The 13,324-nt window shown below is 62.0% G+C and carries 11 protein-coding genes and 1 pseudogene; 3 read left to right on the forward strand and 9 right to left on the reverse strand.

The features are described from left to right. Positions 1–209 precede the first annotated feature (209 nt). Positions 210–1,084: pseudogene (locus tag NE850_RS24565) on the forward strand (transposase); the annotation flags it as partial. A 970-nt stretch (positions 1,085–2,054) separates the two neighbouring features. Here the strand turns inward: NE850_RS24565 and NE850_RS39540 are convergent. Continuing rightward, positions 2,055–2,171, reverse strand: coding sequence for a DUF6402 family protein (locus tag NE850_RS39540; RefSeq protein WP_405044900.1), 117 nt, complete (start codon positions 2,169–2,171; stop codon positions 2,055–2,057). Positions 2,172–2,281: 110 nt separating this feature from the next. After that, positions 2,282–2,689: a hypothetical protein gene (locus NE850_RS24570; RefSeq protein WP_157187806.1), complete on the reverse strand. Its 408-nt coding sequence runs from the start codon at positions 2,687–2,689 to the stop codon at positions 2,282–2,284. Positions 2,690–2,889: 200 nt separating this feature from the next. Here NE850_RS24570 and NE850_RS24575 point away from each other — a divergent pair, with 200 nt between their 5' ends. Next, positions 2,890–4,752: a hypothetical protein gene (locus NE850_RS24575; protein ID WP_007179818.1), complete on the forward strand. Its 1,863-nt coding sequence runs from the start codon at positions 2,890–2,892 to the stop codon at positions 4,750–4,752. A gap of 167 nt (positions 4,753–4,919) precedes the next feature. On the opposite strand, the gene NE850_RS24580 is transcribed toward NE850_RS24575, so the two are convergent. The 6 genes from NE850_RS24580 to NE850_RS24605 all read right to left on the reverse strand — a co-directional run bounded on the left by NE850_RS24580 (position 4,920) and on the right by NE850_RS24605 (position 9,711). Continuing rightward, positions 4,920–5,714, reverse strand: a complete 795-nt coding sequence (locus tag NE850_RS24580) for an ABC transporter substrate-binding protein (protein WP_007179819.1) — start codon at positions 5,712–5,714, stop codon at positions 4,920–4,922. Positions 5,715–5,835: 121 nt separating this feature from the next. Next, positions 5,836–6,990: a pyridoxal phosphate-dependent aminotransferase gene (locus tag NE850_RS24585; protein ID WP_007179820.1), complete on the reverse strand. Its 1,155-nt coding sequence runs from the start codon at positions 6,988–6,990 to the stop codon at positions 5,836–5,838. Between the two features lie 309 nt (positions 6,991–7,299). Beyond that, the gene (gene dbpA / locus NE850_RS24590; RefSeq protein ID WP_007179821.1) at positions 7,300–8,703 is read right to left on the reverse strand and encodes an ATP-dependent RNA helicase DbpA; all 1,404 of its coding nucleotides are present in this window, start codon (positions 8,701–8,703) and stop codon (positions 7,300–7,302) included. A gap of 36 nt (positions 8,704–8,739) precedes the next feature. Beyond that, positions 8,740–8,940, reverse strand: coding sequence for a hypothetical protein (locus NE850_RS24595; protein ID WP_007179822.1), 201 nt, complete (start codon positions 8,938–8,940; stop codon positions 8,740–8,742). A gap of 101 nt (positions 8,941–9,041) precedes the next feature. Beyond that, a complete protein-coding gene (gene cadR, locus NE850_RS24600) occupies positions 9,042–9,473 on the reverse strand; it encodes a Cd(II)/Pb(II)-responsive transcriptional regulator (protein WP_007179823.1) in 432 nt (143 codons plus the stop codon). A 49-nt stretch (positions 9,474–9,522) separates the two neighbouring features. Continuing rightward, on the reverse strand, positions 9,523–9,711 hold the full coding sequence (locus NE850_RS24605) for a hypothetical protein (RefSeq protein WP_035517794.1): 189 nt from the start codon (positions 9,709–9,711) through the stop codon (positions 9,523–9,525). 135 nt (positions 9,712–9,846) lie between these two features. On the opposite strand from NE850_RS24605, the gene NE850_RS24610 reads away from it, so the two are divergent. Then, positions 9,847–11,946 carry a heavy metal translocating P-type ATPase gene (locus NE850_RS24610; RefSeq protein WP_035517796.1) on the forward strand — a complete coding sequence of 700 codons (2,100 nt, stop codon included), beginning with the start codon at positions 9,847–9,849 and terminating at the stop codon, positions 11,944–11,946. A gap of 62 nt (positions 11,947–12,008) precedes the next feature. Here the strand turns inward: NE850_RS24610 and NE850_RS24615 are convergent, their stop codons facing one another. Beyond that, on the reverse strand, positions 12,009–13,067 hold the full coding sequence (locus tag NE850_RS24615) for a helix-turn-helix domain-containing protein (RefSeq protein WP_165184184.1): 1,059 nt from the start codon (positions 13,065–13,067) through the stop codon (positions 12,009–12,011). Between the last annotated feature and the right edge of the window lie 257 nt (positions 13,068–13,324).

Raw genomic sequence — 13,324 nt, forward strand, 5'->3', positions numbered from 1 at the left:
TCCTTTACAATCGTGTAAACAACTTTCGTCGCAAAGGTGTTGTATCCGGGAGGGTTGGCGCCGAACGGTCGCGTCGAGCAAAAACGGTCAGCCCTATCCCACCGCCTATGGTGGCCTGGCACTCTAGCCCGCTATTGATCGGAGCTATTGCCATTATCGAACGATATATCCTGATGTCGGGCTTGTTAGCTCTCGTGTTCAATTCATAGATCGTCCCGCCGTACGTCAGGAAATCGCCCCGTGTTAGCGCGGCGCTGCCGTGGCTGTGTCTGTGTCTTAAGGGCCGCTCGGCGGGCAATATGGGCGAAGCGCTGCGTGTGCTGCTGACGCGAAGGGCTTGTCGGGGAGTGTCGTGAGTCGGCTGAAGGCGTAGGGCCGAGGAGCATGCCACGTGGAGCCGGCGTGATCTGTCGAAGTCGTACTACGTCTATTGGCGGGTCGACGGTATACACCCCGGGCTGCGCAGCGAGAACTCCGATGACCAATTCATGCTAGTGATCATCGGCGTGAGGGGATTGGCGTAAAGAGCGCGGGGCAATCGGTGACGGGTATCGGGAAACAAAGGCATCATGGCTTGAGCCGCTGCTTGATCTGAAGCGCGGGGCTTGCAAGCGGGTCCACGACTGGCCGTCGGCGATAGTGCAATGGGCTTCTGGGCACGCGCAAAGGCGGACATGTAGACGATCTGGATGGCTGCCACACGAGCCGACGCGTACGCCGCTTTCGCCCCTTTCGTGTCGATCCATTCAGCGAAATATCCGAAGGCAACCGAGACGCTGAAAATGGATCGCGAGAGCCTGTTGGCGTTCTACGACCTCCCCGCTGAGGACTGGCAGCATTTGCGGACGACCAACGCGATCGAGTCGACATCCGCGAAGGTACGTCATCGAACGACGCGTATGCGTAACTGCGTGTCGCGGCCTACCTTTCTTGGTCTTGCATTCAACCTGATTGAGGAGGCGGAGAAAACTTGGCGCCGCATCAACGGACCGGAAACGATCAAGCAATTGCTGGAAGGCCCCCCTTCGAGGACGGCGAACCGGTGCAAGACGATCGACCAGTCCAGCAGAAACTCGCCGCTTGAAATCGACCGTAATGATGCGGCTCATACACCACTCTTGACGTTAGCTCAGCTAGCTGACCTATATGTCGGCGTAGATCGTTGCCGACTGCATATCGCTGCAAGAGATCAAGATAATTCACCACACGATGGACAGGGCCAAAAACTCTCAATTGCCCTAGCTTAGCCGGCAACGGCAATCCGGCCGGCAAACCGCAGGTGGATTATCCATGGCCGGCAGCAAAACGGGTTCAACAAAGGTTCAACGGCGTAGTGACGTAACCGCGCTTTCTTGTGAGATGACAATTTTCAAGTAGTTGATTTTTAAGACAAAGTTATGTGAAGTGACGCGTCGAAGGGGACTCTTAATCCGTAGGTCGAGTGTTCGAGTCACTCACGCCCCACCAAAGAATTCAAAGGCTTAGCTTCGGCTAGGCCTTTTTCGTTTCTGCCGGGATTACTTCGCAGCCAACCCGATCAGCGAACAACGAGAAAACCGCCGAAGAAGCAGCATGTCCCGACGATCGAGGCATGGGCGGCGCATGTTCTTTTGCTCGATTAGCAGCAGGCAGACAAAATATAGGCCCGCATCTTGGCGAATCTGTCCTAGCCTAGGGTAAGGGCAATCGCGCCGTTAGCCGGTCATACAGCGTTGGCGGCAACTTCACATACGACGTGTCATCACCGCCCCGAGAGAATGAAATCTCGTCATTCCACCACTCAAGCTCAGGGACGGGCGTAGCAAATCGCCGCCGTACCAGCAATTCGCCAGTTTTCGCATCGTAGGCTCGGCCCAAATAGGCTGGATCAGACCCGCCCGCCCCACCGGATGAGGCACAGTTCCGCCATATAGTGCCCATCGCGAGATACCTTGCGGGAACAATCGCGGGCCTTCGAATTCAGGTCATGCAGCATGAAATACCCCACCCACAATGACTAACCCAACAAGAATTGCTGCCCTCTAAATCTGAGTCTTGCGCTCATAGGTGCGCCCTTATCGGGGGAGAAAGGGAACGAACCTGTAGTCAGAATAAACGATGAAATCTCTGCCTCGTTGATGCCTGATTGCCCATTGCCGGAAATCCTTGTTTTTGAATTGGGTAATAGACATTTCCCGCCACTTTCGGATTACCGAGCGCGACAGGATACTCTGTGTAAGACACAGGTTTGCCAAGAGCGGCCGCAGCCCCGTTGTAAGGGATCGGCTGACTGGTGTCGCACTCAGCCGTGTTCTACCGGTCGAGCCGCCCGCAGTGCGCCGCTGTCCTTGAGCGCCCCTTGCTCGTCATGCCGCTGCTGTGCGTCGGCAGCGATGCGCTGCCATTCGGCGGACGTTGCACGTTCGCGGCAAACCTCCACCAGAATGTCGCCAAGGCTCTGACGTTTCTTTGCAGCACCCAGCCTGCCCCGGATCACGCGCGGTTCGTTTTGCAACCGGGTCATACGCGCCCGGGCTTTGCCGTGTTCCAGCGAACCCCGGAGAAAAGTCTTGAGGGATTGCTCGGCCGCAGCGAGCGCACAGATGAACTCGGTGCGCTGCTGTTCGAGCGCTTCACGTTCGCGTCCGACAACGGCGTCGACATTGGAAGGGGGTAGTGTTTGCTCAGCGTGAACGGGAACAGGGCGCATGCTGCGCCCCCCCTTTGCGCGGGTTGTTGAACCCGACACCCCGACACCAATCGGGGTGGTCGGGCGTTTTGCTTTCCGGGCTCCACGCACGCACTGTGCGGGCCGACCTTGGCCAGTTCGCCTTCCGATACCATGTCGTCTGCCTTCGCCGCCCATCCCAGCGGCGCGAAACTTTGCGTTTCCCCAGCAACGATAAAAACATGAACATGATCGACCGCCCTGCCCGCCGCGCCTTCTGGCAGCGGACCTTGTCATGGGATCTCAACGACCCTCGTCTGACCGCCGCCGCACGCGTGTGGGTACCGATCCTGTTCGGCCTGTGGTCGCTTTTTCTCGGCCAGGACCGCAATTGGGACGGGTTCAACTATCACCAGTACAACGGCTTCGCGTTCCTGAACGGCAAGCTGCATACCGACTTCGCACCGGCCGGCATGCAGACCTACTTCAATCCAATGCTCGACGTCTTCTACTACGCGTTGAACCGGGCGTTTGCCGCGCCGCTGGTAGGCTCCATCATGGGCACGTTGCACGGCCTCAATTTCGTGCTGCTGCTGTCGATCATCCGTCGAACGCTGCCAGAGCTTGCGCCCGAAGACGCGAACCGCACCCCTTTGCTGCTCGCCGCCGCGGGCATCCTGACAGCGAATTTTCTGTCCGGCTTCGGTAATTCGATGGGCGACGACACGACCACGCTGTTCGTGCTCACCTCGCTGCTTCTGGTTCTTCATCTGTGGGACAGGCTGCCGATGTGGTCTGCGGCCACCGCTGCGGCACTAATCGGCGCGGGCCTCGTCGCCGGCCTCGGCATGGGCCTCAAGCTGACCAATGCGCCTTTTGCGGTGGCCCTTTGCGCCGGGTTGCTTCTATTGCCGGCAACACCGCCCGCGCGAGTGCGCGCTGCGTTCCTGTTCGGCGTGGGCGCACTCGCTGGCCTGCTGGCTGCGGGTGGATACTGGATGGCGGTAATGTGGCATACGTTCGGCAACCCGTTCTTTCCGCAGTTCAGCTCGGTCTTCCCCAATCCGCTCACTCCGCCGAGCGGCGTCGCGGATCAATCGTGGCTGCCGAAAAACGCGCGCGAATACGTTCTCTGGCCGTTCGTCTTTGCATTCGATTCGAAGCGCGTCGGACAAGCGCACCTGCGTCAGATCATCTGGCCAATCGTGTATGTGCTTTTCTGGGCGCTGACCGCCACCCGCGTTGCGGAGTTGGTGCGCAGCCGGCCTCGCGCGCGGCGACTGAATTCACGAGCGGCATACGTCGTGACTTTCGTGGCACTGGGCTACTTCCTGTGGATGATTCTTTTCAGCATCTACCGCTACGTGGTTCCGATCGAAACGCTTACGCCGCTCGTCGCGTATCTGCTGCTCAACCGGCTCTTGCCTTACCTGACGGCGCGGCGAGTCGCCGTGTGGTTGCTCTGCGTCACGACAGCAGTTGTCGTGGCCGGTGGTGTCGAAACGTGGGGACATGAGCGCTGGGCAAGGGCGGCTTTTCGTGCCGACGTGCCCGTGCTGGATAGCCCTCAGAACACGACGGCGGTGATCGTCGGCGGTGATCCGCCCTGGGGCTGGATAGTGCAGTTCTTTCCCGTGTCGGTCGCATTCACGCAGATCGACGGCAGCTTTCCCTATTCACCGCAATTCGACCGGCACATAGCGGACATCCTGCGCTCTCGCGGCGGTCCTGCGTATGCGATCGTCGAAGGCCGATATAACTGGCGCGTCGACAACGTAGCAAAGATGGATCGGATCGCGAACGCAATCGGCCTGGCGGATGGCGTAAAAGGCTGCAACATCATGCAAGCCGCGATCGATCGCCTGCATCTTCACGCGAGCCTGCAATGGACACCCAATTCCGCCGACAGGCGCATGTGCCGGCTAGACCTCAGGCATGATGATGTGCGAGATGTGGTCAGGGAAAATAAGCAACTGGTCGAACAGGCGCGGCCCGCATTGGAGCGGCACGGTTTCACTGTCGACGCCACCTCCTGCATCACCTACTGGGCCTATGTCGGCCAAGGTGTTTTTCCTTACCAATGGTGCCGCATTACGCATCGCTAGAACGCAAAAGGCCGGAGAGCAAGGCTCCGGGCCGGCCGTAGCAATTCCCTTCAATACGCAGCAAGGCCTGCGTATTCGTAGCCGGCAAACGCTCCGCGTCAACCAGCCGAACGAACAGCCCGTCATCCACAACACGATCAACGCGGCGCATCCAGACTCGCGCCAGATCACTTCGCCGTCACGTCGATATTGCCTAGATATTTCGTGGCCAGCGTCTTCACCGTGCCATCGGCCTGCACCTTTGCAATCGCCGCATTCAGGCGATCACGCAACGCCGTATCGCCCTTGCGAATCCCGTATGCAATGCCGCTGCCGAGAATCTTGTCGTCGCGCACCGGCTCGCCGACAAAGGCGTAACCGGCGCCGTTCGGCTTCGACAGAAAACCTGTCTGTCCGGCCGGCGCCAGCACGAGTGTCGCGTCGAGACGGCCTGCCACGAGATCCGTATAAACCTGGTTCTGGTCCTGATACGGCACGACAGTCACACCCGCCGATTCCCAATGCGCCTTGGCGAAAGTTTCCTGAATCGACGACTGCAACACGCCCACGCGTTTGCCCTTCAGCGAGGCAGTTGTCGGCAGCAGACCGCTGTCGCGCTTCGCGATCAGCTGCGTCGGCACGCGGTACACGACGGTGGTGAAATCAATCGCCTGCCGGCGTTGTTCGGTCGCGTTCATCGCCGAATTGATCGCGTCGAACTTGCGGCCCTGCAGCGCGGGAATCAGCCCGTCGAACGAAGTCTCGACCCATTTGCAGGTCATATGCGCAGCGGTGCAGACCGCATTGCCGACGTCAATATCCAGCCCCTGCAACTCACCATTCGGCCCCTTCGATTCGAACGGCGGGTATTGCGCTTCGAGGCCGAAACGCAGCGTCGAGGTGTCGGCAGCGCTCACGGCAGATGCAGCCGCCAGCGACGCAAATGCGCAGGCCAGTGCCAATAGAGGCTTGAGCAATTTCATAGCAGATCCCTTTCCCTTCGATTTATTGTCACGCCGTGCTGCGGCGCGCGGATACGTGATGGCGCGACGATCATACTGCGATCAAAAATACGGCCATCGCGCAGGGCCGTCACTGCCCCGATCAGATTTCGCACAGGCGGCGCGCGCCTTCGATCAAAGTCGCATCGTCCTTGGAGAAGCTCAGGCGGATCAAGCCGGAATCCGTGCCGTCGGTATAAAACGCTGAAAGAGGAATCGTCGCGACGCGCGCATCGCGAATCAGGCGCAGCACGAAATCGTTATCGCTTTCCTCTGAGAAGCCGCGAAAACGCGCGAGCATGAAGAAGCTGCCCTCACTCGGCAGCAGTTCGAAGCGCGAATCGCGCAGTGCGTCCATGAGCAGATCGCGCTTCTTCTGATAGAACGCGGACAAGCCGAGATAGCTTTCGCGCCTGGCCAATGCGTCGACAAACGCGTACTGCATCGGTGTATCGGCAGAAAACACCATGAACTGATGGACTTTGCGAATCTCGTCCATCAATGCAGCGGGTGCGAGGCAGTAGCCGACGCGCCATCCGGTCACGTGATACGACTTGCCGAACGACGAAACGATTACGCTGCGCTCCGCGAGTTCGGCATGGCAAGCCATGCTTTGATGTTTTGCGCCGTCGAACACCACGTGTTCGTAGACCTCGTCGGCGAGAATCACGATATCGGTATTGCGCGTAATGGCCTTCAGGCGCGCGACGTCGGCTTCGCTGAACACGGTCGCGGTCGGATTGTGCGGCGTGTTGATGATGATCATGCGGGTCTTTGGCGTGATCGCGGCGGCAACCTCGTCCCAGTCGACCCGGAAATCATTCAACGACAGTTTGATCGCCACGGGCGTGGCGCCTTGCAGGCGGACAATCGGGCCATAGCTGTCGAACGAAGGCTCGAAGTAGATCACCTCGTCGCCCGGATGCACCAATGCGCTGATCGTCGAATACAGCCCTTCGCTCGCGCTGGCGATCACGGTCACTTCGCTGGCCGGGTCGTAGCGCACGCCGTACAGCGTGGCGACCTTGTCGGCGAGCGCTTCGCGCAAAGCGGCGATGCCGGCCATCGGCGCGTACTGGTTATGACCGGCGCGCATGGCCTGAGCGACGCCGTCGATCAGGCTGGCGTCCGGCGCGAAATTCGGCGCGCCTTGCGACAGGTTCAGCGCATCGTATTGCGCGGCCAGTTGACCGATCACGGTAAAAATCGTCGTGCCCACATCAGGCAACTTCGAGCGGGCTTGCATGGCGCTCTGCATAAGGCTTTCTCCCTTTCTCCATCCGGCAGCGAATCACGGACGGCCTGCTGCGCGGCGGTCCCTTCTGGTTTGGTGATTAGGCATCAGCCAAAGAACCGTCACAATCGAAACTTTGTCATGCGCCGCATGCGTTTAAGTCATGGCTGACGCGAAGCCGCGCCGCCACGGGCGAAGCCAGTCAGATCGGTGCTTTCGGGGAAGAAACGAGGCCGCGTGAAGAACGCGGAAAACTGCAGAGGTATGACGTAATGTGATGCTCACGGTCGCGAGCGGAGCGCTCGCGACCGGCTTCGCCTCAGGCCTCGACCATCAGGCGTCGTCCATCAGGCGGACTTTGACCTTCTTGCCCTTCACCTTGCCGGCGCTGAGCTTGCGCACGGCATCGCGCGCGACGCTACGCTCCACCGCCACGTAAGTGGACATTTCCGTCACGTTGATCTTGCCGATCTGCGAGCCGGCGAAACCCGCCTCGCCGGTCAGCGCGCCGAGCACGTCGCCGGGACGGATCTTTTCCTTGCGGCCGCCGAGAATCTGCAACGTTTCCATGGGCGGCAACAGTCGCTCGTTGCTCGTTGCCGTAAGTTCGGACAACTTGTGCCATTCGACGTCGCGTTTTTGCGCCTGTTCGAGACTGCCGACACGGCCCATCTCGCTCATGCTCGCGAGACTCAGCGCCCAGCCTTCCTGATCGGCGCGGCCCGTGCGGCCGATACGATGCACATGCACTTCCGGATCCGGCGTTACGTCGACGTTGATCACGGCTTCGAGCTGCGCGATGTCGAGACCGCGCGCGGCGACGTCGGTGGCCACCAGCACCGAGCAGCTGCGGTTGGCGAACTGGATCAGCACCTGATCGCGTTCACGCTGGTCGAGCTCGCCATGCAGCGCGAGCGCATGAAAACCCTGCGCGCGCAGCACGTCGAGCAGATCGCGGCATTGCTGCTTGGTATTGCAGAACGCCAGCGTGCTGACCGGACGATAGTGGTTCAACAGCAGACCGACCGCGTGCAGACGCTCGTCTTCGGTCACTTCATAGAAGCGCTGGCGGATCTTGGTGTTGTCGTGCCGTTCCGCGAGTTTGACTTCCTTCGGATTGCGCAGGAATTGCTGGCTGAGTTTGACGATGCCTTCGGGATACGTCGCCGAGAACAGCAGCGTTTGCCGTTCTTTCGGGCATTGCTTCACGACGGTGGCGATGTCGTCGAAGAAACCCATGTCGAGCATGCGGTCCGCTTCGTCGAGCACCAGCGTATTGAGCGACTGCAGCGGCAGGCTGCCGCGCTCAAGGTGATCCATGATGCGGCCCGGCGTGCCGACCACGATGTGCGCACCGTGTTCGAGACTCGCCGTTTGCGGACGCATCGGCGTGCCGCCGCACAACGTCAGCACCTTGATGTTTTCTTCGGCGCGCGCGAGGCGCCGGATTTCCTGCGTGACCTGGTCGGCGAGTTCGCGCGTCGGGCACAGCACCATTGCCTGCACGGCGAAGTTGCGCACGTCGAGGCGCGCCAGCAGCGCCAGCGAAAACGCCGCGGTCTTGCCGCTGCCGGTTTTCGCCTGGGCAATCAGATCATGGCCGGCAAGCGCGATGGGCAGGCTCGCGGCCTGAATCGGCGTCATCTCGACGTAACCGAGCTGCGTCAGGTTAGCGAGCGTCGCGGGCGGCAGCGATAGCTGGCTAAACGGCGCGCCCGCCGTAGTGGGACTGTTCATAGGTGTGATGGCTCGCAATCGGCTGGAAGCAAAAAACTATTCGGCCATGGGGCCGGTGGCGGGACGGCCTTCTATCTGCTCGTACAGCACCGAGCCGTCGTCCGCGTCGAAACGCTCGACGTAATTGCGCGCGCCGCACATCGGGCAACGGAACAGGAGGCCCTGCCCTTCATTCTTGATGACGACGTCCGATTGCTCCCACTGCGCGTCGCAGGACTGGTTTCTACAGGTAAACACGTTGCTTCTCCAACTGGATTCGATTGTTGATACGGCGCGCCGCACGAACGGCCCGGCCGTGGGTGGGTCGCCGCGGTCGAGGTGACGGCGGCTGAAGCACATCAACCCAGATGCGTATGCCGCGCACGCGGTGCGCTCACATCCATTTCGGTGAGACCCTGCACGATGCCGCAGTCTTCCACGGCCTGTTCGCCGTGGCATTGCTCGCGCAGCGTGGTCAATTGCACTTTCAGTTGCTTCAGTTCTTCGATGCGGGTGTCGACGTGCGCGATGTGCTCGTCAATCAGGGCATTGATGCCGCCGCAGCCGGTGGCCGGTGCGTCGGTCAGACGCAGCAACCCACGAATTTCGTCGTGCGTCATGTCGAGCGCGCGGCAATTACGGATAAAACGCAGCCGTTCGACGTGCTTTGCCGTGTAACTGCGGTAATTGGCCCCGGTGCGCTCCGCTTCCGGCAACAGGCTCTCTTTTTCGTAGAAACGGATGGTTTCGGTCGTGCAATGGGCGATTTTCGCCAATTCGCCGATTTTCATGGACCCTCCGGATGATGGCCTTGACCTTGTAGTGGCTTCAAGGTGTTTACTAGACCACAAATCGAACCAGGAAGCCACCATGCGTCAAGCCAACCACGCCGAAGCCGACCGTCTCGAACGGCCGGAAGCCCGTACCGACGGGCACGACGGCCATGCCCACGTGCATGAACAGCCCCATGAGCACGGGGCGAACTGCGGCGAGGGCCACCCCGCGCAAGACCACGACCAGAGCGATCATTGCTGCGCGCCCGCTCACAGTCACGTGGACGCGGCTTGCTGCGTTCCCGCGCCAAGCGGCGCGGCTTGCTGCACGCCCGCAGCAGCCGCGCCCGCACCGAGCCGGTTGCCGCAATCAGAAGCCGTCGGCAGTGACATGCGCACCGCCATCCGCATCATGCAGATGGATTGCCCGACCGAAGAAGCGCTGATCCGCAAGAAATTCAGCCGCATGGCGGACGTGCGCAGCATGGAATTTAACCTGATGCAGCGGATCCTGACAGTCGTCCATGCGCCTGAAGCGCTCGATTCGATCCTCGCCGCGCTTCGCTCGCTCGATTTCACGCCGGAACTGGCGAACGCCGCTCAGGACTCCACGCCCACAACTGCTCCGCACGCGCCGCCCAAACCGTGGTGGCCGCTGGCGCTCGCCGGTGTGGCCGCGGCGGGTTCAGAAGCCGCCGGCTGGCTCGGCGCGCCGGCCTGGCTGCCGGCGGCTCTGGCGATCCTTGCCATCCTCTCCTGCGGCCTCACGACGTACCGCAAGGGCTGGCTCGCGATCCGCAACGGCAACCTGAACATCAACGCGCTGATGAGCATCGCGGTGACCGGCGCGCTAATCCTGCGGCAATGGCCGGAAGCCGCAATGGTGATGGTGCTCTTCACCATTGCCGAACTGATCGAGGCGAAGTCGCTCGACCGCGCCCGCAATGCGATCCAGGGCCTCATGCAACTCACGCCCGAACAGGCCAGCGTGCAACAGCCCGATGGCAGTTGGCGGTCAACGGCGCTCAAGGCGATTGCGCTTGGCGCGGTGGTGCGCGTGAAACCGGGCGAGCGGATCGCACTCGACGGTGAGATCGTAGCGGGCCGCTCGACCGTGGATCAGGCGCCGATCACCGGCGAAAGCCTGCCGGTCGATAAAGCGGTAGGCGACGCGGTGTTCGCCGGCACGATCAACCAGACCGGCTCGTTCGACTATCGCGTCAGCGCCGCCGCCAGCAATACGACCCTGGCCCGCATCATCCATGCAGTCGAGGAGGCCCAGGCCACCAAGGCGCCGACGCAGCGCTTCGTCGATCAGTTCGCTCGCGTGTATACGCCGATCGTGTTCGCCGTCGCGCTCGCCGTGGCCGTCGTGCCGCCGCTCCTGTTCGGCGGGCCGTGGCAAACGTGGATCTACAAGGCGCTGGTGATGCTGGTGATCGCGTGCCCCTGCGCGCTCGTGATCTCGACGCCGGTGACCATCGTCAGCGGTCTCGCCGCAGCCGCCCGCAAAGGCATTCTGATCAAGGGCGGCGCCTATCTCGAACGGGGCCGCAAGCTGACCCGGCTCGCGCTCGACAAAACCGGCACGATTACCCACGGCAAGCCCGTGCAAACCGAGTTCGAGATACTCGCCGAGGTCGACGCCGCCCGTTGCCGCACGCTTGCGGCGAGCCTTGCGGGACGCTCCGATCATCCTGTATCGATGGCGCTCGCGGCGGCGGCGAAGGCCGACGGCGTGACCAGTCTGACGGTCGGCGCGTTCGAAGCGCTCACTGGACGCGGCGTGCGCGGCGAGATCGACGGCTTGTCCTACTGGCTCGGCAATCATCGGCTGGTTGAAGAACTCGGACGCTGTTCGGCGTCGCTCGAAGCACGGCTCGATGCGCTCGAACGCCAGGGCAGAACCGTCGTGATGCTGGTGGACGCCGAACGCGTGCTCGCGCTGTTCGCGGTCGCCGATACGGTGAAGGAGTCAAGCCGCGCCGCGATCGCCGAATTGCAGCGCCTCGGCGTGAAAACGGCCATGCTCACCGGTGACAACCCGCACACGGCCGCTGCGATCGCGCAGCAGGTCGGTGTCGACGAAGCGCGCGGCAATCAGTTGCCGGAAGACAAGCTCAACGCGATCGCGCAGTGGTCGAAGGATCACGCGACGGTCGGCATGGTGGGCGACGGCATCAATGACGCGCCCGCACTGGCACGCGCCGACATCGGCTTCGCGATGGGCGCGATGGGCACCGACACGGCAATCGAAACCGCCGACGTCGCGTTGATGGACGACGATCTACGGAAGATTCCGTCGTTCATTCGCCTGTCGAAGGCGACGCATGCGGTGCTGGTGCAGAACATCACGCTTGCGTTGGGTATCAAGAGCCTGTTCCTCGTGCTGACCGTGATCGGTCTGGGCACGATGTGGATGGCCGTCTTCGCCGATGTGGGCGCGAGCCTGCTGGTGGTCGCGAACGGATTGCGGCTGTTGCGCAAGTGACGGGGTAGCGAAGCTTGCGGCCTGGCGCGCGACGCGGTGCGGCGCCGTTGCAGCCGGTCAGATCAGTGGTGCGCCAAAGCAACCGCGTTGAACGCGCCGGCCCTTTCAACGCGAGCGTCGGCCGCCGCCTTCAACGTCTCCGAAGGCCGCATGCCGAAGAGCTTCCGGTAATCGGTCGCGAACTGGCTCAGGTGCCAGAAGCCCCACGCCGTTGCGACGTCCTGCACCGAGCATGATTCGCGCGCTGCATTCGACAGATCGCGCCGCGCGCCATTCAGGCGAATCGCGCGCAGATACGTGGCGGGCGCCATGCCGAGCACGTCCTGAAAGCAGTATTGCAGCGTGCGCCGGCTCACATGCAGTTGCCCACACAACTCGGGCACGCTCACCGCCCGGTCGCGATTGAGCAGCACATAGTCGCGCGCCTCCGATACGATCGACTGACTGCGCGGACGCGCCGGCATCGCAACCGGCTCCGAGGCGGGCAACGCGCCCACGTCGAATAGCGAAGCCAGCACTGCGGCCTGCAGATTGTTGCGACCAACCGACGATAGCGGCGCGCCGCGCGCCGCGCCGTCGTCGAGCAACTGGCGCAGCGTGGCGCACAACTGCTCCTTGCGCGCCATGCCGATCGGCACGACCGGCGTGTTCGGCACATGGTCGGCCAGACCGACGCGCTCCACTTGCGCCGCGTAACGGCGCAGCACTTCGCCTTTAACCACCACGCCGAAAATCTCGTAACCCGCCGAGGTTAGCAGTTCGAATTCGATCCCGCCCGGACGAAACGCGAGCGCGTCGCCGGCGATCACCTGCGCGTCGATACGCCCCGACCCCGCGGGGCAAGTCGGGATGCCAAACCAGTAGGCGTCCTTCTGCACTTCGCAGGTTTGCCGCAGCGTATGGCTGGTCGTTTCGACAAACACCTGCGTGTGGTCGAGACACAATTCCGTCAGGCCGCCGACAAAGCACCCGGCTGTCAACTGGTCGTAGGTCTGGCTCCAGCCGTGAAGGTTGCGCGCCTGCTCATCGGCGTCATGGGCGACGCGGGTCTGCACGCAGAAGCTCGGCTGTGGTGTGAGCGTCGAGGCTGGCAAGCTGTCGCCGGAAGTGTCAGTCGTCATACCGGATCTGCGCAAACGGGATATGAGGGTGAAAGGGAAAGGCAATTCCCATGCCGAACGACCCCGACACCTTGCCCACCCGAATCGTACCGGCACACGCCAGGCCCACTGTTCATTTGATGAACAGCACCGCACACACTGCTCAGAAACGGGACGTTGCCTCCTCGCCGATGGGAACAGCGCGACGCGCCATGCCGTGCGCGAGTGCCTGTCGCGTGTGCACGAGTCACCAGCGCGGTGCATTGGCACACTTCTGG

It is taken from the genome of Paraburkholderia sp. USG1, assembly GCF_031570135.1.
Classification (GTDB): Bacteria; Pseudomonadota; Gammaproteobacteria; order Burkholderiales; family Burkholderiaceae; genus Paraburkholderia; species Paraburkholderia dioscoreae.